The organism is Sphingobium sp. PNB, from assembly GCF_019873065.1.
Taxonomy (GTDB): Bacteria; Pseudomonadota; Alphaproteobacteria; order Sphingomonadales; family Sphingomonadaceae; genus Sphingobium; species Sphingobium fuliginis.
The window spans coordinates 1-20,595 of the sequence record NZ_JAINEZ010000002.1 but is presented as its reverse complement, the minus strand read 5'-3'; the positions used below and the strand labels follow the sequence as shown (position 1 = coordinate 20,595).

15 protein-coding genes are annotated in these 20,595 nt (G+C 65.7%); 14 read left to right on the top strand and 1 reads right to left on the bottom strand.

Annotation, left to right across the window (positions count from 1 at the left end):
- Positions 1–183: 183 nt before the first annotated feature.
- The 7 genes from K7W03_RS00845 (at position 184) to K7W03_RS00815 (ending at position 7,315) form a co-directional block, all read left to right on the top strand.
- A complete protein-coding gene (locus K7W03_RS00845; RefSeq protein WP_413469285.1) occupies positions 184–1,344 on the top strand; it encodes a DegT/DnrJ/EryC1/StrS family aminotransferase in 1,161 nt (386 codons plus the stop codon).
- Between the two features lie 119 nt (positions 1,345–1,463).
- The gene (locus K7W03_RS28180; RefSeq protein WP_222885256.1) at positions 1,464–2,792 is read left to right on the top strand and encodes a glycosyltransferase family 4 protein; all 1,329 of its coding nucleotides are present in this window, start codon (positions 1,464–1,466) and stop codon (positions 2,790–2,792) included.
- 10 nt (positions 2,793–2,802) lie between these two features.
- On the top strand, positions 2,803–3,933 hold the full coding sequence (locus K7W03_RS00835) for a glycosyltransferase (protein WP_222885255.1): 1,131 nt from the start codon (positions 2,803–2,805) through the stop codon (positions 3,931–3,933).
- Positions 3,927–5,042 (top strand): acyltransferase family protein, encoded by a 1,116-nt coding sequence (locus K7W03_RS00830; RefSeq protein WP_222885254.1) that lies wholly within the window; start codon positions 3,927–3,929, stop codon positions 5,040–5,042. Before K7W03_RS00835 ends, K7W03_RS00830 begins: the two co-directional genes overlap by 7 nt.
- A 683-nt stretch (positions 5,043–5,725) precedes the next feature.
- Positions 5,726–5,872 (top strand): hypothetical protein, encoded by a 147-nt coding sequence (locus tag K7W03_RS00825; protein WP_171407208.1) that lies wholly within the window; start codon positions 5,726–5,728, stop codon positions 5,870–5,872.
- Between the two features lie 31 nt (positions 5,873–5,903).
- Positions 5,904–6,251 carry a hypothetical protein gene (locus K7W03_RS00820; RefSeq protein WP_065846475.1) on the top strand — a complete coding sequence of 116 codons (348 nt, stop codon included), beginning with the start codon at positions 5,904–5,906 and terminating at the stop codon, positions 6,249–6,251.
- Positions 6,252–6,424: 173 nt separating this feature from the next.
- A complete protein-coding gene (locus K7W03_RS00815) occupies positions 6,425–7,315 on the top strand; it encodes a MucR family transcriptional regulator (protein WP_222885253.1) in 891 nt (296 codons plus the stop codon).
- A gap of 85 nt (positions 7,316–7,400) precedes the next feature.
- Here K7W03_RS00815 and yaaA read toward each other — a convergent pair whose 3' ends face one another.
- The gene (yaaA, locus tag K7W03_RS00810) at positions 7,401–8,153 is read right to left on the bottom strand and encodes a peroxide stress protein YaaA (RefSeq protein ID WP_222885360.1); all 753 of its coding nucleotides are present in this window, start codon (positions 8,151–8,153) and stop codon (positions 7,401–7,403) included.
- A gap of 253 nt (positions 8,154–8,406) precedes the next feature.
- Between yaaA and K7W03_RS00805 the strand changes: the two genes are divergently transcribed.
- The 7 genes from K7W03_RS00805 (at position 8,407) to K7W03_RS00775 (ending at position 20,531) form a co-directional block, all read left to right on the top strand.
- The gene (locus K7W03_RS00805; protein WP_222885252.1) at positions 8,407–9,777 is read left to right on the top strand and encodes an FAD/NAD(P)-binding protein; all 1,371 of its coding nucleotides are present in this window, start codon (positions 8,407–8,409) and stop codon (positions 9,775–9,777) included.
- Between the two features lie 479 nt (positions 9,778–10,256).
- Positions 10,257–10,586: a hypothetical protein gene (locus tag K7W03_RS00800; RefSeq protein ID WP_140043096.1), complete on the top strand. Its 330-nt coding sequence runs from the start codon at positions 10,257–10,259 to the stop codon at positions 10,584–10,586.
- Positions 10,586–11,323 (top strand): cellulose synthase operon protein YhjQ/BcsQ, encoded by a 738-nt coding sequence (locus tag K7W03_RS00795; RefSeq protein ID WP_025550001.1) that lies wholly within the window; start codon positions 10,586–10,588, stop codon positions 11,321–11,323. Before K7W03_RS00800 ends, K7W03_RS00795 begins: the two co-directional genes overlap by 1 nt.
- Complete coding sequence (gene bcsA, locus K7W03_RS00790; protein WP_222885251.1) at positions 11,323–15,648, top strand: UDP-forming cellulose synthase catalytic subunit; 4,326 nt, start codon at positions 11,323–11,325, stop codon at positions 15,646–15,648. Before K7W03_RS00795 ends, bcsA begins: the two co-directional genes overlap by 1 nt.
- A gap of 2 nt (positions 15,649–15,650) precedes the next feature.
- Positions 15,651–19,043, top strand: a complete 3,393-nt coding sequence (locus K7W03_RS00785) for a cellulose biosynthesis protein BcsC (RefSeq protein ID WP_226869594.1) — start codon at positions 15,651–15,653, stop codon at positions 19,041–19,043.
- A complete protein-coding gene (bcsD, locus tag K7W03_RS00780) occupies positions 19,043–19,519 on the top strand; it encodes a cellulose biosynthesis protein BcsD (protein ID WP_025549999.1) in 477 nt (158 codons plus the stop codon). The genes K7W03_RS00785 and bcsD overlap by 1 nt, the downstream gene beginning before the upstream one ends.
- Positions 19,509–20,531 (top strand): glycosyl hydrolase family 8, encoded by a 1,023-nt coding sequence (locus K7W03_RS00775; protein ID WP_222885249.1) that lies wholly within the window; start codon positions 19,509–19,511, stop codon positions 20,529–20,531. Before bcsD ends, K7W03_RS00775 begins: the two co-directional genes overlap by 11 nt.
- The last annotated feature ends 64 nt before the right edge of the window (positions 20,532–20,595 follow it).

The following is a 20,595-nucleotide window of genomic DNA, read 5'->3' as shown; positions in this document are numbered from 1 at the left end:
GCCGCCACTCCAGTCAATATTCACCTCCGGAAAATCAGTGCTGGCAATGCAGACTGACGCCCGTTCGTCCGTGGCGATATTGTTTTCGTTCCATGATCCGGGGGATCGACAATGGAATTGCAACAGATCGCGGCCGACGGAAACTTCCCGCTTGACCATGGAGGCAGCGCCGACGGCAATGCCATTGCCGCCAGTCCGTCCCCCGCCCTGCGGCCACCACCGGTCGATCTCGACAATGCCCCCGTCACCCGCCCCTTCCTGCCGCCGCTGGAGGAATTCCAGCCCTATCTGGAACGGATATGGGCCAATCGCTGGCTGACCAATGCCGGCCCCTTCCACCAGCAGCTTGAAGAGGAAATGGCTGCTTTCCTGGGGGTGGAGCATGTCGCCCTGACCTCCAACGGCACCGCCGCGCTGGAACTCGCCATGCAGGCGCTCGACCTTCGGGGCGAGGTCATCACCACGCCCTTCACCTTCGTCGCCACCGCCCATGCGCTGCGGTCCTGCAACCTGACGCCCGTATTTGTCGACATCGATCCCAGGACGGGCAATCTCGACCCCGAAATGATCGAGCAGGCCATTTCGGGTGCCACTTGCGCGATCCTGCCGGTGCACTGCTTCGGTCACCCGTGCCGGACGGAGCGTATCGCCGGGATCGCGCAAGACCATGGCCTCAGGGTGATCTACGATGCCGCCCACGCCTTCCATGTCCGGCGCGACGGGGAAAGCCTGCTGCGCTCGGGCGACGCTTCGTGTCTCAGCTTCCATGCGACCAAGGTCTTCAATACTTTCGAAGGGGGTGCCGTGATATGCGCGGACGCAGCGATGAAGGCCCGGATCGCGCAGTTGCGCAATTTCGGCTTTTCCGATGCCTATTCTGTCGACGCGGCCGGCACCAACGCCAAGATGAGCGAGTTCCAGGCGGCCTTCGGCCTGCTCCAGTTGCGCCATGTCGATCAGGCGATCGCCCGGCGAGGCTTCATAGCCGCCAGCTATCGCGCGGGGCTGCGCGGCATGGCGGCTATAAGGCTGTTCGAAGCGGAACCCGGCTGGCAGCTCAACCACAGCTATTTCCCGATGCTGCTCGAAGACGGTCTGGCGCACCGGCGGGACGAACTTTGCGCCCGTCTTCTGGCGGCCGGCATTCACGCCCGCCCCTATTTCTGGCCTCTGGTCTGCGATCATTCCGTCTATCGCGGCCTGCCCTCCGCCGATCGGGACATGCCGGTCGCCCGCAGCTTTGCCAAACGGATATTGAGCCTGCCGCTTTATCCCGATCTGGCGCTCCATCATGTCGAAAGGGCGGTGGCGATCGTCCAGGAATTCTGCGCGGAAAGCCATTGAAGGGTGGCTGGTGGAACCGCTGATCACCCTCCCATTACTCCCCACGGGATAGGATGAATGGTGACGAAATGACGGCGCTGCTATCCTCCCCCCATCTTCCCGCATCATGCCGAGGGGTCGTGAAGGACGCGCCTTTTCCCGATGCCGCTGGGCTCAATATCCTGATGGTGGCGGAGAATGTCTCCCGCAACCTCAGCGGCGAGACCATCCTTCCCTATTATTATCTCCAGCAGTTCCTCGCGCTCGGCCACAAGGTCGGCATCCTCTGTCACGAGCGGGTGAGAGACCAGCTCGCCGCGGACCTGGACCCGGCCAGCTTCGCGCATTTCACCTTCGTCAGCGACGGCCTCTGGCAGAAGCTGCTGTTCCGGATCGGCCGCTTCTTTCCGCATCGGGTCGAGGATCTTGTCTTCAACCAGTTGATCCAGTTGCTGACCCAATCGCGCATGAGAGCGATGGCAAGGGCGCGCGTCGAGGAAGGGAGCGTCGACGTCGTCTTCCAGCCCGCCCCCATCGCCGCGAAGGCGGTCAGCTTCATGTATGATCTCGGCGCGCCGGTGGTGATCGGCCCGATGAGCGGCGGGATGGACCTGCCCCCGGGCTTCCGGCGCATGGACGGTCCGCTCGTGCGGTGGGCCATAGCGGGTGCGCGCCGCGGGACGGAACTGCTGCACCGGTTGATTCCCGGCAAGCGGCAGGCGGCTGTGCTGCTCGTGGCGAACGACCGGACCCGCGCGGCGCTGCCCTCCGCTGTCCGCGGCGTCATCTGCGAAGTGATGGAAAGCGCGGTGGACCTTGGCCGCTGGCATCCCCGCGCCGCCGATCCGGCGCTCGACGGCCCCATGTCCTTCATCTTCTGCGGCCGTTTCGTGGATTGGAAGGGCATCGAATATCTGGTGCGCGCCTTCGCGCCCCTCGCGCGGGAGGGGGGCGCCAGGCTGGACCTGGTGGGTGACGGGGAACTGTTCGAAGAGATCGAGCGCCTGGTGCAGGCCGAGGGGATAGGCGACAGCGTCGTCCTGCACGGGCGCGTGCCGCTGGAGCGCTATATGGAGATGTTGCAAGAGGCGGGCGCCTTCGTCTCTCCTTCCCTTCGGGAATGCGGCGGGATCGCGATGATGGAGGCGATGGCGACCGGCGTGCCCGTCATCGCCGCGGACTGGGGCGGGGCGGCCCAATATGCCAGCCGCGATTGCGCCATATTGGTGCCGCCTTCGTCGGAAGCCGCCTTCGTCGACGGGCTGACCGCCGCCATGCGCCGCCTCGCAGCCTCGCCGGAACTGCGCCGCGAACTGGGCCGCGCCGGCCGCCGCCATTTGGAGCGCGAGGGGCATGACTGGACGGTGAAGGCCCGCGTCATAGCCGACATCCTGCGCGACATTTCACGTCCGCGCCCGGCCGCGCCGGCCCATTGGGCGGAGCGCGCATCCCTCATTCAGGCTGTCTGAAGGCTGACCCATGAACCATATCCCGAAAGCCGACATCGTCTTCTATGCGCGGTCGCTCTACAATGGCGGGGTCGACAGGGTCGTCTTCAACCTGGCGGAGGAATTTCTGGCGCGCGGCATCCGTCCGGTCATCCTGGTCGACCTCGACAATCCCTATTCGCCGTTCCGGGATCTGGTGCCGCAGGGCGTACCCTATGAAGTGCTGGGCGCGAACGGGGCAATCGCCCGGATCGCGAAGCTGCGCGCCTATCTCCGCAGGACCCGGCCTCAGGCGGTGATGTGCACAGGCTTTGGCTTTCCCAATCTCTGCGCCATCATGGTGCGCTGGATCGCGGGTTTCCCTTTTCGCCTGATGCTGACCGAACATTGTTTTCCGTCAGTGGATCATGATGCGGCAAAGCCCTGGCAATCGCGTTACTGGTTCTTCCGCCTGGCGCATCTGCTCTATCCGCGGGCGGACAATATCGTCGCCGTTTCCAAGGGAACGGCCCGCGACCTGGCCAATGTCATCGACATCGATCCGCAGAGCATCACCTGCATCTACAATCCCATCGTCAGCGATGCCCTGATCCAATCGAGCCGTGCCCCCGTCGATCATCCATGGTTCCGCGACGGCGACATACCCGTCATCATCGGCATCGGTCGCCTCGAACATCAAAAGGATTTCGCAACGCTCATCACCGCCTTTTCGCAGGTGAGGCAGAACATGCCTTGCCGGCTTCTGATATTGGGCGACGGGTCGGAGCGCGACCGGCTGACCGCGTTGGTCGGGAGCCTCGGCCTTTCCGAAGACGTGGCCATGCCCGGCTTCGCTCCCAATCCGCACGCCTACACGGCCAGGGCCAGCCTGTTCGTCCTGTCTTCCCGGTTCGAAAGCCTGGCCAATGTGGTGATAGAGGCGATGGCGCTGGGAACGCCGGTGATCGCCACGGACTGTCCATCCGGACCGGCCGAAGCGCTGGACGGGGGGCGCTTCGGAAGGCTGGTCGAGGTCGGAAACGCCGAAATGCTGGCCGACGCCATGCTCGACCTGCTGCGCCGCAAGCCGGCGCCCGTGCCGCCGGGCTGGCTGGAGCAGTTCACGACCCGCGCCTCCGCCAGCCGCTATCTGGAGTTGCTGACGCCGGCGCTGAAATGCTGACGGCCGCTGCCCGGCCGGACTCGCTCGCGCAGCTCACCTCGCTGCGTTTCTGCGCGGCGTTGCTGGTTCTGCTTTCCCATCTCGTATTTCTGGAGCGCAGCGGAAGTCCCGTCCTCCGCGGCCTTTACGATCTTTTCTTCCGGCAGGGTGCGTGCGGCGTCACCTTCTTCTTCATTCTTTCCGGCTTCATCCTGACCCACGCCTATGAGCGCGCCCTGAAGGAAGGAAGGGTTTCGGCCCTCACCTACTATCATCGGCGCGTCGCAAGGATTTTTCCGCTCCACCTGATGGTTGGCCTCGCATTCCTCGCCTATCTGGCCTGGCGCGCCGATCTGCCGCCTATGCCTGCGGTGCTGCTGAACCTGGCGCTGCTTCATAGCTGGTCTCCAGACCCGCTGGTCCATTATTCGCTCAACGGCCCCTCCTGGAGCCTGTCCGACGAGCTGTTCTTCTATGCGCTTTTCCCATGGCTTGTGAAATGGCGCGAGCCGGTGCTGCGCGCGGTCTTCATCGCCGGCATGGTCCTGATCGTGGCGGGAAGCTGTTTTACCGCCCTTAGGGTCGCGGGTTATTCGCCCTGGGTGGACTGGATCTTCTATGTGTTCCCGCTTACGCGGCTGTTCGAATTCATTGCGGGCATCCTGCTGTGCCGGGCCTGGCGATCGTGCATCGGACGACGATGGGCGACGAGCGCAACGGAGGCGCTTGCGGTCATTTCGCTGCCGGCGACCATGGTCGCCGTGGAATGGTTCGCAGTTCCGCTCGCTTTTCGCTACCAGCTCATCTTCCTGCCGCCGATGGCTGTCCTGATATTGATATTCGCCCATGGTCAGGGCGCTTTATCGCATCTGCTCCGCCAGCCTGGGTTGCAATCGCTGGGAGAGGCCTCCTTCGCTCTCTATCTCATTCACCGGCCGATGATCACATTCATGGAAAGGTGGTCAGGCGCCGGGGCCGCAAGCGATATTGCCTTGGCGATCGCCATGCTGCCGATGGCCATGCTTGCGTCCATCCTTGGCTTCGCCCTGCTGGACCGGCCGGTGCAGCATTGGCTCCGCCGTCGCAAGACATTCACGGTGAAGCGCAAGGCATTCGCCATTCGGCAATGAACAGGCCTGCTGCGAACATCGATGCCCCGCGGCTTGGCCAAGCGGCAAATCGTTCCTCATGAAATCGGGCCTCAATCCGCTGGGCATCGATCTCTTCCCCATCGACTTAGGCGAGACGTCGGACGAATAGTCGCAGGAACTGCAACGCAACCTCGATACCGAGAGGAACAAGCTTGTCGTCGAGCCCTTCTACAGGCACGAGAAGATCGATGGCTCCATCAAGCGCCCCTTCGACCTCTGCGCCGTGGGCGGCCCGGACGCGTTCATCCGGGATTTAATTCGGATGGACGACTGAAGACTTACCCCGCGTTTTGGCAGCGGGGCCGACACGCCTCGCTGCCACGCCATAAATGGTCGGACATGTCCGAATAATATTTCTCTTATAATATCATTGCTGAAAACAGGATGGAGGTGCAACAGCATCTTCGTCGACCTGTTCGGGCATGGTTCATAGCCTGACATGCTTCGTGGCAAACCCATCGAAAATTCGCGACACGCCGCAACAACTCAGCGCCCGCAGGTTCAACATCGGTCAAGGCGCGGGGCCGTTCCGCCATGGCCGCGGCGGCCATTGTCCGCGACGCCCAGGGCGCAGCTTGATCTGGGTGATTCCTTTTGCGGTTGCCGGAAGCAAACAGGGCCCGCATAGCGGTTGCATGGACGAGAAGACGACGAATCTGATCATGGCTATTCTCAGTCGGGCGCCGCAATGGATCAGGCACGACCTGCTGTCCAAGGATGCGGGCGTCAAGCAGCGGGCGGAGGAGACGCTGGCCGCCATGATCGCCAACGCCCTAGCCACAGGAACCGACGACTCGACGGCGAGTTAGGGAGGAAGTCCGTTCCAACAAGGCTCCAGCAATGACATGCCGCTCTCTCCCCGGCGCCCTCATGCCGATGGCCGCCATAGTGGCGGCCGCCGCGACCCTCGCGCCGGCAGGCGCACAACGGCCGGACGCCGACATGGAGGTCCAGTGCGCCGCCGGACGGCGCTTTTCCGTCCGCGCCGATGCCGACCGCGCCACGGTCGTCTGGAAGGACGGGCAGCTCACGCTCAAACGCGGGGCAATATCGCTGGGCCGATATTATCGAAGTCCCCGGGCGGCCCTCATCATCGACGGCGACTATGTATCGTTCGTGCCCAGGGGCGACCGGAACTGGCGCGACTGCCGCCTCATGCCCCGGACCGATGTCATTGAGAAGGATTGATGCCCGATCACGCACGCCGATTTGACGATCATGGAACGGGATCGACTTTCCGACATTGGATCGATTGCCGGCAAATACAGGCATAGAAGACCATTTACTGGAAATCCGACATTTACAATCTGCGTCGATTTGCGCAAATAGCGCTAACATCCTCCTGAAACGGGTTCGCTCACATGGCCGACGAAGACAAGAACGACATCACTGCCCTTACCGTCCAGTTGCTCAGCGCTTATGTCTCGCGAAACAGCGTTCCGAGCGAAAGCCTGGCCGATCTGATCAAGACCACCCGCACGGCGCTGACGGAAAATGCCACGGCGACCATTGCCGAGCCCGCTGCCGAAACCTTCACGCCTGCGGTTTCGGTGCGCAAGAGCCTCGCCTCGCCCGATCATATCCTCAGCCTGATCGACGGCAGGCCGTACAAGACCTTGAAGCGCCATCTGGCCGCCCATGGCCTGACGCCGGAACAATATCGGGAACGCTACAAGCTGCCCAGCACCTATCCGCTGGTGGCGCAAAGCTATTCGCAGGCGCGTCGCGCCGTCGCGGAAAAGGCCGGCCTGGGCCGTAAGCCGGTCGTCGCTGCGAAGGCCGCAGCCCCTGCGAAGGCAGCGGCCACTCCGGCAAGCCCCGCCGCCGCGCCCAAGGCGGCAGCGCCCAAATCATCGGAAAAGGCTGCTTCCGCCGCCGGGTCCGATGCGCCGGCGAAGGCCGCGGCGCCTGCTAAGGCCGCAGCGCCAAAGACGAACAAGGCGAAGGATGGGCCCGCCCCCGTCATATCGAACCGCGGCAATCGCGCCGCGGCGCCGGCCTCCGCCAGTAAGGACAGGAAGGAGCCGCGCCAGCGCCTTTCGATCGCCGCCGCCAAGGGCGACAAGGCGGACGGCAAGGCCACCGCCGCTTCCAAGGCCCCTGCGCAGGAAAAGGCCCCGGTAAAGAAGGCCGCTCCTGCGAAGGCCAATGGAACCGCCAAGCCCAAGTCGCTGAAGGCGGCATTGGAAGCAGCCAGTTCGCATCTGGGCGGCGAGGAAAAGACGTCCGAAGCCGCGACCGCCAAATCCTGATCATGGGTGGGAAGCGAGCGATCACGATCTCGCTTCCCATCCGGCCATCCGGACGGTCGTAGCAACGGAACGGCGGTAAGCCCACTCAGGCCCGAGTGAAGCGCCAGCGATCGGGCTCGCTCTCCCCGGCATCGAAGCGATAGCCGTCGCTGTCGAAGCCGCGCATCGCATCGACGTCGGTTATGCGATGCTCGCACATCCATCGGGCCATCATGCCCCGGGCGCGCTTGGCATTGAAGCTGACGAAGCGCGGTCCGTCGGGACCGGGCTCGCGAAAATCGACGTCGATGATGCGGATGCCCGCCAGCTTGCCTTCCACCGCCGCGAAATATTCCTGGCTGGCGAGGTTGAGGACCACGCCCGACCCCTCCTCCGCGATCTGCCCGCGGAGCAGTTCAGCGATGCGATCGCCCCACCAGTCGGTCAGCTTCTTGTGGCGCGGCGCCCAGCGCGTCCCCATCTCCAGCCGGTAGGGCCGGATCGCGTCCAGCGGCCGCAACAGGCCATAAAGGCCCGACAGCATCCGGACATGGTCCTGCGCGAAGGCGACCGCCGCTTCGTCCAGCGTAAAGGCTTCAAAACCTGTATAGACATCGCCGGCGAAGGCGAACAGAGCCTGCCGTTCGGGCAGGTCGGCAAAATCGCGGAAGCGGTCGGCATTGAGCTTCGCCAGGCGCGGCGAGATATGCATCAACTCGGACAACCGCTTCTGCGAAAGGTTGGCGGCCGATCTGGCCAGGTCGCGCGCCTCTTCGGCGAAATGCGGGGTGGTGACGGGCAGGGGCGGCAGCGCGCGTTCGAAATCAAGCGTCTTGGCGGGGGATAGCAATGCGATCATGCCAGCCTCCGTAGCGAGCGGCCGCCCATGCGTCAAAATGCCGTTGCACAGCATATTGCCGACGGCGTTCCATGACGCCGGATCGGCATTGCCGCGACCCTTGTCCACAATGGGGCTTGCCCCTATTGCCTGTCCGCTCCTAGGCTTGGGAAATGCGTTCGGGCGGAAGGGGTTGGGACAGTTGCGATCCTGCTTCTTCCATGGTCCGCCGCGCCATCCGGGCCAACCGCTGTTATGGAAAAATGCCTGATCCATGCTGAAGGTCGATCACGCCGCCATTATCGGAGGAGGGTTCAGCGGCACGCTGCTCGCCATCAACCTGCTTCGTCATGGTGCGTTGCGCGTGACGATGGTGGAGCGCCATGAAGAACGGATGGGCCGGGGCCTCGCCTATGGAGCGGCGCATGCCGGCCATGTTCTCAACGTGCGCGCCGCCAATATGAGCGCCCTGCCCGACAGCCCCGATCATTTCACCGACTGGCTGAAGCAGCAGGGACTGGGCCAGGAAGGCAGCTTCGCCACCCGGCGCGACTATGGCGCCTATCTCAGCGCCATGCTGGACGAGATGCGGGGGCAGGCCGCGGACAGGCTGACCATATTGAACGGCGATGCCGTCGACCTGCAGCTGCGCGACGACGGCATATGCGTCGTCCTGCGTTCCGGGGGCGGGATCGAAGCCGACATCGTGGCGCTGGCGCCCGGCAATCTGCCGCCGCACGACCTGCCCGCCTTTGCCGGATTGCGCGACAGGGACGGCCCCGACAATGCCGTTTATGTGAACGATCCCTGGGCGGCGACCATCGCGGCGGGCTTGCAGGACAGCGATCGGGTGCTGCTGCTCGGCAGCGGGCTGACGGCGGTGGATTGCGCGCTCAGCCTGGACCGCGCCGGGTTCCGGGGGCGGATCGTCGCCCTATCCCGCCGTGGGCTGGCGCCGCAAAGCCATGCGCCGGCGCCCCCCTATGCGCCGCGCAGCGACCGGCCGAAGGGCACCGCTTCCACGCTGGTCCGGACGCTGCGCAGACGCAGCGCGGAAATCGGCTGGCGCAATGCCGTGGATGAGCTTCGCCGCTTCACCCAGGATATGTGGCGGGCCGCCAGCGCGGAGGAGCGCAGCCGCTTCCTGCGCCACCTGCGCCCCTATTGGGACGTGCACCGCCACCGCATCGCACCGCAGGTGGCGGAGCGGCTGGCGGCGATGCAGGCGGAAGGACGGCTGGAAATCCGCGCCGCGAAGGTCGTGCAGGCCGTTCCGGAGGGCGGCACGATCCATGTGCATCTGCGTCGTCGTGGCCGGGAAGAGGGCGAGACCGTCGCCTTCGCCAGGGTCGTCAATTGCACCGGCCCGCTGGGCGACCTGCGGCGCACCGACGATCCGTTGCTGCGTCGTCTGGCATCGCGCGGCGACATCCGCCCCGATCCGTTGGCGATCGGCATCGATGTCGACCGCCAATGCCATGCCATAGCCCGCGACGGATCGGCCCAGCCCCGCCTTTTCGTCGTCGGCCCGATGACCCGTGGCGCCCATTGGGAAATCGTCGCCGTTCCCGACATCCGCCGCCAGGTTTGGGAACTGGCCCGGGAGATCACAGGCGCCCATTGGGTCGAGGCCGAGGGTTTGTAGTAAAGCCCGATCCCCGTCTTGCGGGATCGGCCACCACTTCATGATATGGTCCTGATGAAGTCGCCTATCCGGCGATGATGAGCCAGTGATTCCAGCTTGTTTAACACTTGTCCGGGTCGCAAGGGAAATGACCGGCCTTTATCCGCCAGCCGCCCGATCATGATATTCCCTTTATAATCCAATCCGGTTCAGGTGGAAAAAATGCCATGAATCGAGCCCCACCTGTATCTCATTGGCACAAAACCGATCCTTGCTGCCCCGGATCGTTACGGATGAGACATGACGGAAAAGCCCGCTGGAATGTATTTGCCGACATATACCGTTCAGAAACAGTCTATTAGCGAAACGATCGGCATATCTTTCTTGATCCATATCAGTTTTCAGTTTTTTGTCGCATCCCACTGTCATTCTATTAAGAAAGATATAGTAAATTAGCTATAAGCAACAAACTACTTACCGTTCACGCATATGGGGGGCCAATGCGCCGCGATGCTCGCAAACTGCTGGAGAAGCTGAACCGCAAGGACTTCGCCTATCGCGAATTTGAGGACCGGTTCTCGGAAACGGAATTATGGCCCATTTTCGCGGCCGTGCTGGGCGACCAGAAGGTGGTGGGCGATGACGCCGCACGGCTGCCCGTCCGGCAGGTCCAGCAGGACGAACGGCCCGCCCCCGCCGCCAGGACATCGCAGCCCCCGGCCGCGCCGAATCAGATCTTCGCCCAATATGGCGCGCCCCAGCGGCGGGCGGCGCCGAAGAACAATGTCGACCTCAAGGAATTCTTCAACCGCTTCTCGGAGCTGGATTGATGGCCGTCATCCTGCTTCAATCGCCCAAGGGGGGCACCGGCACGACTTTCCTGGCAGCCCAGCTCGCCCTGCACCTTGCCGGCAAGGGCTATGAGGTCAACGCGCTCGACTGCACCTTCCAGGATTCGCTGAAGATGCATTTCGGCTTCATGCCGGCGCAGGCCGTGCCGGAATGGGGCGCGGGCGGCGGCGAACCGCTGGTGGCCTTCGGGGTCAGCGTCATGCAGGGCCATGGCCAGAGCCGCTCCGCCGCCTTCGCGGCGCGGGTGGACCGGGAGTTCGAGCGGATGTTCGATCCCGGCCATATCTGGATCGTCGACGTCGCATCGGAGGACCGGCACCTGCTGGAACTGCTGATGCCCCGCTGCGTGCTGCATATCTGTCCCCTTCTGCCCACCGCCGCCTCTCTCGCCACGCTGAACCGCCTGAGCGAGACGGCCCCGGCGATGAAGCTGGACCGCACCGTCTTCGTCCTCAACCAGCTGGACGACCGGCAGAAGCTGTCGCGCCACAGCCACAGCTTCGTCCGCGACCTGTTCGGGGATCAGTTGCTGGCCACCATCCGCCGCGACGAGGCCGTCAACGAAGCGCTCGCGCGGTTCGAACTCATCAGCAAATATGCGCCGCCGAGCGCCGCGTTGCAGGACCTGCGCCTGTTCGCCGACGCCGTGGAAGAGCGCATCGGACTGAAACCCGCCCCGGGAGAGGCGAACATCGAGGTTACAGGAGACGCCTGATGTCCCTCCCTTCCCAATTCGCCCCGCAGGCCCTTCTCAGGCTTGCGGCGGGGCTCTTCGTGGCTGCCGTCGTCATCGTCGTGGTGACGGTGCCGCTCGACCTGGAATCGCAGTGGATATTCGCGCTGACCACCATGGCGGGCGTGATCCTGTTCAACCGTTCGCCCGGCAAACGGTCGACCATCGCCATCGGCATATTGTCGCTGCTGGTGTCCACCCGCTATCTGTTCTGGCGCACGACGCACACGCTGGACTTCGACAGCCTGCCCGCGGCCCTGCTGGGCACCGGCCTTTATCTGGCGGAACTCTACGCCTGGGTCATCCTGGTCCTGGGCCTGTTGCAGACGAGCTGGCCGCTGGACCGCCCGGTCGTGGAGATCGAGGGCGAACCCGATCAATGGCCGGTCATCGACGTCTATATCCCCACCTATAATGAGAGCCTGGCGATCGTCCAGAACACGGTTTTCGCGGCGATGGACATTGATTATCCGCGCGACCGCTTCCACGTCTATATCCTGGACGACGGCCGCCGCCCCGAATTCCGGGCCTTCGCGCGGCAGGCCGGCTGCGGCTACCTGACGCGGGCCGACAATCTGCACGCCAAGGCGGGCAATCTGAACGCCGCGATGAAGAAGACCGACGGGGAACTGATCGCGATCTTCGACTGCGACCACGTTCCCACCCGCGCCTTCCTGCAGATGACGGTCGGCTGGTTCCAGAAGGACGCGCGGCTGGCGCTGATGCAGACGCCGCACCATTTCTATTCGCCCGATCCGGTGCAGCGGAACCTGGGCAATGTGAAGGAACTGCCGGGCGAAGGCGACCTGTTCTACGGCGCGGTGCAGAAGGGCAACGACCTGTGGAACGCGACCTTCTTCTGCGGGTCGTGCGCGGTCATCCGCCGATCCGCGCTGGAGCAGACCAACGGCTTTGCCGGCGAGACGGTGACGGAGGACGCGCATACCGCGCTGAAACTGCAGCGCATGGGCTGGAACACCGCCTATATCGGCATCCGCCTGTCGGCGGGCCTCGCGACCGAGCGGCTGGTGCTGCATGTCGGCCAGCGCATCCGCTGGGCGCGCGGCATGACGCAGATCATGCGGATCGACAATCCGCTGTTCGGGCCGGGCCTGAACTGGCACCAGCGGCTTTGCTACCTGAACGCGATGCTGCATTTCCAGTTTCCGCTGCCGCGCATCGTGTTCCTGACGTCGCCGCTCGCCTATCTGATCGGCGGACAGAACATCATCCATGCGTCGGCCGCGCTGATCTTCGCCTATGCGCTGCCGCACCTGTTCATCTCCACCATGTCGAGCGAACGCATCCAGGGCGGCGACCGGCGGCCCTTCTGGGGCGAGATCTACGAAACGCTGCTCGCCTTCCATCTGGTGAAGCCGACGCTGTTCACGCTGCTGAACCCGCGCAAGGGCAAGTTCAACGTGACCGACAAGGGCGGCCTGCTGGACCAGACCTATTTCGACGGCACAACGGTGCGGCCGCATGTCATCACCGCGCTGCTGCTGGTGTTCGGCGTGATCTTCGGCTTCGTGAAGCTGAACTTCCCCCTCCTGTTCGACGCCCAGTGGGACACGGTGCTGCTGAACACCGCATGGGCGAGCTTCAGCCTGCTGATCCTGATCGCGGCGATTTCGGTCGCACGGGAACAGCGGCAGGTGCGCGAGAATATCCGCATCACCGCGCAAATGCCCGTGACGCTCTATTTCGACGACGGCTATGTCGTCGACGGGACGACCGTGGACATTTCATTGGGCGGGCTGGCGGCGGAGCTGCCGGACGGTTTCGCGCTCCAGGGGCGTAAGGTCACGGACATCTCGCTGCCGATGGGCGACGAGACGCTGACCATTCCGGTCGACACGGTTCGCCTGGATAACGGCCGGGCCAAGCTGCGCTTCCAGCCGCTCGACATGGTGCATGCCCGTCATCTGGTGCGCGCCGTCATGGGCCGCGCCGATGCGTGGCAATCGGACAAGCCGCTGGCGCCGGTCGCCGGCCTCAAATCCATCAGGGATATTTTCAGCGTGGGTATCGACACGATCATCGACATATGGCGCCTGCCGCGCCGCCGGAAGAAGGCGATGCGCGCCATGGCCGCCGCCGCGGCCGCTGGGGCGCTCGCCACCACTTCCGCCAATGCGGTTCCCGCCGTGCCGGCGAGCACCCCCGCCGCGGCCACGCCGGTCCCGGCGGCGGGCGGCAAGCCGCAGCGGCTGCTGCTCAAGGACCTGCAGGTCAAGAACCCCATCCGCCTCGCCGGAACGCGCGGCGAATATGGCATTCCCTTCGGCCTGCGCAGCAACCAGGTCGTGACCGGCGCCTCTCTGACCCTGGCCTTCAACTTCTCGCCCTCGCTGCTGGGCGACCTCAGCCAGATCGTCGTCCTGCTGAACGGAGAAGTGGTCAACGCCCTGCCGCTTCGGCCTTCGGACGGCACGACGCAGACGGTGACCATGCCGATCAACCCGGCGCTGTTCCTGCCGGGCGACAATTCGCTCAACCTGCGCTTCATCGGCCATTACACCCGCGACTGCGAAGACCCCTTCCACAGCTCGCTCTGGGCCAATGTCAGCAACACGCGGTCGGTGCTGAACATCACCACCCAGTCGCTGCCGCTGAAGCCCGACCTCGCGCGCCTGCCCGCGCCCTTTTTCGACCGCAACGACAATGTGGCGCTGAAACTGCCCTTCGTCTTCGCGGGCAAGCCCACCAATGGCGAGCTGGAGGCGGCGGCCAGCACCGCATCCTGGTTCGGCGGCATGGCCAGCTATCGCGGCTATTCCTTCAAGCCCAGCTTTGGCCAGATTCCCGCCGGCAACGCCGTGCTGTTCGTGACGCCGGGCCGCCGCATTCCCGGCATCAACCTTCCCGGGGGGCCCGCCGCGACCGTCATCACCAATCCGGTGGACAGCGAGGGCCAGTTGCTGGTCGTCAGCGGCAGCGACGAGAAGCAGTTGAAGCAGGCCGCCGCGGCGCTCGCCATCGGACGGGGCATGCTGGGCGGGGCGAGCGCGTCGCTGGACGGCGTGCGCCTGCCCTCCTTCCCCCGCTATTCCGCGCCGCGCTGGCTGCGGACCGACCGGCCGGTGCGCCTGGGCGAGATCGTGCCGCGCTATGCCCTGCAGGGCATCGGCCTGCCGCCCGGCCCGCTCAGCGCCGGTTTCCATGTCGCGCCCGACCTGTTCTTCTGGCCGCGCCAGGGGGCCAAGCTCGACCTGCGCTACCGCTATCCCTCCGCCCCCTGGCTGGACAAGTCCCGCTCGCGCCTCGACCTGTCGATGAACGGCCAATATCTGACCACCCTGCCGCTGACCGGCGAACATTGGTGGGACAAATGGTTCGGCGGCGGACGGCCCACGGCCTATACGTCGCGCGCCGACGTCGTGCTGCCGCGCTACGACCTGTTCGGCCAGAACTCGCTGGTGTTCGACTATAATCTGCTGGTCCAGTCCAAGCAGCGCTGCGAGGGAATGCTGCCCGACAATGTGCGCGTGAGCATCTTGCCGGAAAGCTCGATCGACCTCAGCCACGCCTATCATGCGCTGCACATGCCCAATCTGGCGAGCTTCGCGGGCGGTGGCTATCCCTTCACCGTGCGGCCCGACATGGCGGAGACGGTCGTCCTGCTGCCCGGCGATCCGACGGCCGCCGTGGTCGAGGCCTTCCTGAACGTCATGGGCCGTTTCGGGGACGCGACCGGCGCACCCGCGATCCGGGCCAGCGTCACCCGGTCGGTCGATGCCGCGCGCATGGCGGGCAAGGACATATTGGTCATCGGCCCGGTCCAGATCGCCCAGTCGGAATCGCTCTTTTCCGGCGCGCCCGTCTTTTACCAGGACGGCCGGCTGCGCGTCACCGAACGCACGCCGGTGGAGCGGGCCTTCGACCTCTTCTCCCCCTATGAGCGCAGCGACAGCGGCACGGTCGACGGCTTCTTCTCCGGGTCCGACAGCTTCAGCGGCATCGTCGGCTTCCAGTCGCCCTTCGACACCGACCGCAGCGTCGTCGCGCTGCTGGCCAGCGATCCCGAAGCGCTGCCGGCGCTGGTCAACGGCCTCAACGACACCAGGATCAACGCGCAGGTGCAGGGCGATCTTTCGGTGGTGGACGGCGAAGGCATGGCAAGCTTTGCGGTGGGCGACGGCTATTGGGTCGGATCGCTGCCGGTCTGGATGAAGATCGCCTATTGGATGAGCCAGCGGCCGTTCCTGATCGCCCTGGGTGGCCTGCTGGTCGCCTTCCTCATCTCCGCACCGGTCTATCTGCTGTTCAAGCGGCAGGAAACCAAGCGCCTCGAAGCGGTGAAATGATCATGAAGAAGACGATCTCCATCCTCGGCCTGCCGCTGCTGGCCATCGCGACGATGCCCCTGGCGCAGGCGGAGGTGCAGGGTGTCGCCCCGCTGCTCAAGCAGGCGCGCTACTGGCAGTCCAAGGGACGCGGCGACCTGGCGCGACAGGCCTATAACCGGGTGCTGGCCATCGATCCCGCCAATGCCGAAGCGCGGCGCGGCCTTGCCGGCAATGCGCCCCAGCCCAAGGCCGCGGCGAGGCCGCAGCCTGCGCAAGCCCCGCGCCCTGCCCCTCCTGCCCAGACGGCGGCGCCCGCCCCGGCGCGCACCGCGCCCGCGCGCGCCACCCGTACGGACCGGGGCGGCGACGCCCGTGCCGCCGGCTTCCGCGCGCTGGAGGCCGGACAGCTCGACGCCGCGGCCGCCCGCTTCCGCACGGCGCTATCCGCCAATCCCAACGATGCCGACGCGCTGGGCGGCATGGGGATCGTGCGGCTGCGCAAGTCCGAATTCGCGCAGGCCCGCGACCTGCTGACCCGCGCCTCGCGCATGGGGGGCGCGGGCAAATGGGCCGAGGCATTGCAGTCGGCGCGCTTCTATGCCGATTTGGACTCCGCCCGGACGGCGCTCGACAAGGGCGACCTCGCGCAGGCGGAGCGGCTCGCCACCGCGCTCAGCCAGTCGGACTTTCGCGACAAGGGGCCTGCGGTATCGGTGCTGGCCAGCGTCTATGAACGGCAGGGCCGCTATAATGAGGCGGCCGAACTCTACCGCCAGTTGGGCAAGGCCGGCGCTGGAGCCGCCACGGCCCAGGCCAGCGCCACTCGCAACGAGGCGCGCGCCGCCCTGGACGCAGGGGACAGCGCCCGCGCCGAACAGTTGCTGCGCTCCGCCATGGGCAATGCGCCCGACGATCCATGGGTCGCCTACGATCTTGCCGGGTTGCTTCAGCAGCAGGGCCGCGTGGCGGAGCAGGACGCGCTGGTCCGCCAGCTTTCCTATTCCGACAAGCCCGAACCGCTTTACGCCGCCGCGCTGATCCTGGACCGCGCGGGACGCACCGGCGATGCGCAGGCCGTCGCCGCGCGCATTCCGGAAGGGCAGCGCACGGCGGAGATGCGCAACTTCATCGCCGGCCTCGGCATATCCGCCACCATTGCCCAGGCGAAGGCCGCTGGGGCGCGGGGCGCGCAGGGCCAGGGGCTCGCCATGTTGCGCCAGGCGTCGGAGATGCGCGGCCTGTCCGCCGACCGCATGGGGGCGCTGGCGCAGGGCATGCTGGAACTGGGCGATGCGCGCGGCGCGGGCCAGCTGGCGGCGCAGGCGCTGGACGCCCCCGCCAATGACGCCGGCGCCTATGACGCGGCGGTGCGGGTGCTGGCGCAGACCGGACAGGACGGCATCGCCATGAGCGCCGTGCAGAAGGCGTCGGTGCTGGCCGGCCCCTCGCTTCAGGGCCAACGCAGCCTTGGCAATCTGAAGGCGACGCTGGCGGCCGCGCAGGCAGACCGGATGCGGCAGGCGGGGCAGTTCGCCCCGGCCTTCGACATGTTGCAGGCGGCATGGAACGATGCGCCGGGCAATGAGGAAATCCTTTCCGCCCTGGCGCGGCTGTACCAAACGGGCGGCCTCAACGCGCAGGCGGCGCAGACCTTCCGCATGCTGCTGGCGCAGAAGCCGGCGGATCGCGACGCGATGGTGGGCCTGATCGACACGGCCAGCGCATCGGGCGACATGGAAACGGCGCGCGCCGTCACCCAGCAGGCGATCCAGATGCATCCGGCCGATTACCGGGTCTATATGGCGGCCGCGCGCATGGCCCGCACGCGCGGCAATGACGGGGACGCGGCGCGTTACCTCAAGACCGCCCGGGCGCTCTACATGCGCGAAACCGGCATGGCGCCCGGCGCCGTCATGGCGAACGGCAATCCCTTCGCGGCGGCGCCCCAATCGGCCAACCCCTTCCGCGCCATGGCCGCGCCGCAGCCGGTCAATCCGTTCGCGCTCGGCAGCAATCCCACGGCCCTGTCGGCGCCCTATGCGCCGCCCATGGGCTTTGCCCCTCAGCCGCCCGTAGGGTCAAGCTTTGGCGTGCCCGCCCCGGCTGCCATGCCCGCCTACCCGCCCGCGCCGGGCTATGCTGCCCCCGCCGGGCTTCCCGGAATGGCGGCGCCGGCGCCTTCCTACGGCAACCCGGTCTATGCCGATCAGGCCTATGCCGATCGGAACAACGGCGTAACGAACGTCCCCGCCGATCCGGTGCTGGCGGAGATCGACCAGCAATTGCAGCAATCGGCCGACGAAAGCGGCCCGCGCGTCGACGTCGACACAGGCTATCGGTCGCGCTCGGGCGAAACGGGCCTCAGCAAATTGCGCGAAATGACTGGCAGCGCTTCCCTCTCCGCCCCCGTCGCTGGGGGCCGGGTCGGCGTCAAGGCAACGGCGGTCGTGCTGGATTCGGGCCGCCCGACCGGGTCGGGCCTCGCCCGCTTCGGCACCAACGCCACGCCCGAGGCGCAGGGGATCGTGGACGAACAGCCGTCCCAGCTCACCAGCGCCGAAACGCAGCATCAGTCAGGCGTCGCCGTCACCGCCAGCTATGTCAGCAAGCTGCTGAAGCTGGAAGCGGGCGTCACGCCGCTGGGTTTCCCCAAGGAGCATGTCACCGGCAGGATCGAGGTGACGCCCCGCCTGTCCACCAACGCCACCGCCCGCATCTGGGCCGACCGCAAGCCCGTGACCGACAGCATCATCGCCTATGCGGGCACGGACGACCCACGCACCAGCGCCTTCTGGGGCGCTGTGATGAAGAGCGGCGGCGGCCTGTCCCTGTCCTATGACCGCAACGGCAATGGCGTCTATGCCGACGGCTCCTTCTATCATTATGACGGCACGGCGGTGCGCGACAATGACAGCGTGGAGATCAATGCCGGCGGCTATTTGCGGGCGTGGCAGAATGCGCGCTCGGGCGTTTCCGTGGGCTTCAACGTCAATTACCAGAATTACGACAACAACCAGAATTACTTCACCTACGGCCATGGCGGCTATTTCAGCCCGCAGAGCTTCCTCAGCGTCAATTTCCCGATCCGTTACTGGACGAATGACGGCCCGATGAGCATCCAGGCCAGCGTCGCGCCCGGCTATCAGAGCTACGATCAGCAGGGTGAGCCCGTCTATCCGACAGAGCCGGGCGCGCAGGGCGTGCTGGATTTCCTCAAGAGCCAGAACAGCGACGTCCGTTCCCGTTACGACAGCATCAGCAAGACCGGCTTCGGCCTGTCGGCGGCCGGCGCGATTTCCTATCGGGTCAGCCCGAACACGCGGCTGGGCGGGGAACTGAATATCAACACTTTCGGTGAATATAAGGAGTTCAAGACACTGATCGGGCTCAAGCAGAATATCGGAGGCAATTGATGTTGTTCGTGAAGGATTTCCCGATGGCGGGCAATCAGGACATCGCCATGCTCGCATCCGGCGGGGAGGCCGCCCAGCGCTTCGTCAGCCTGATCCTCGGCGAAATCGCCTCCGCCGCCACGGCGGAACAGATGCAGGGCTTTTTCCGGGCGGTCGGCGCGCGGCTTGCCAAAAGCCATCCGATCGTCAATGCCAAGGATATGGACAGGCTGACCCAGCACGGCAACATGGTCTGGGACAGGCTGCATTGGGGCAGCGTCCGATTCGAACTGGACGATGAAGGAATCGACATCTTCCATGACGGCCTGCCCGAAAGGCTGGAGGGCGATGCCGACGGCATATGGGCCGGAGTCGCCCCCTTCATCCTGGAGGGAGCCTATGACGCATGGTTCCGGCAGATGGGCAGCGGCGAACGGCTCAGCACCCGGATTTCACGCAGCCAGGGCGGGCATATCGAACTGCGTCATGGGATTTGAACGGCGGACGGTCCTGACCGCCCTCGCCTTTGCCCTGACGACCGGCTGCGCCCGCGCCAAGTCCTCCGCCAAATCCATGGACGGCCTGATGCTCGATCCCGCGCTCTGGCAGGGCTACAAGGCCCGCTTCCTGGCGCCAGAAGGCCGGATCGTCGACAATGGCAATGGCGGCGTCAGCCATAGCGAGGGTCAGGGCTATGGCATGGCGCTGGCGCAGGCGGCGGGCGACAGCGCGGCCTTCGACGTCATGGCGCGCTGGACCGCCCAGACGCTGTTGCGCAAGGACATCGCGCTGCATAGCTGGCGCTACACGCCCGGCCGCGCCGATCCGGTGGCCGATCCCAACAATGCGACCGACGGCGACCTGCTGATCGCCTGGGCGCTGCTGATGGCGGGTCGCCGCTGGGGCAAGGCGGATTATCTCCAGCAGTCGGCGGCGGTCCGGGGCGCGGTCGCGCAGAAGCTGATCGTGCAGCGCCATGGCTTCACCCTGCTGCTGCCCGGCCTTGTCGGCTTCGCCAAGGCGGATCGGGTGATCGTCAACCCCTCTTATTATGTCTGGCCGGCGATCGACGCCTTCGCCCGGCTGGAACCGCGCGTCTGGGGTCCGTTGGCGGCCGATGGGCTGAAGATCCTGAAGGCCGCGCGCTTCGGCCCCTCCGGCCTTCCCGCCGACTGGCTCGACATCAAGGGCAAGGGCGTGGTCGAACCGGCGGAGGGACGCGATCCGGTCTTCGGCTTCGAAGGCATCCGCGTGCCGCTCTACTGCCTGATGAGCGGGCGGCGGAGCGCTTGCGACTCGATCGCGCGCTATTGGCTCGCCCTCGTGCGCGCGGGCAAGCCGCTGCCCGCCTGGGTGAATGTGGTCACGGGCGAAACCGCGCCCTATGCGCTCTCCGCCGGCGCCACCGCCATCGCCGGACGCCTGCTGAACCGCAATCTGCCGGCCGCCACCGCCGATCAGGACTATTATGCCGCGACGCTGGGACTGATGAACCAGATGCGGATTTGAGCGGCTTTCCGGGGTGAAATCAGGACATTCCCCCTCCCGCAGGCGGGAGGGGGAATGTCCTGAT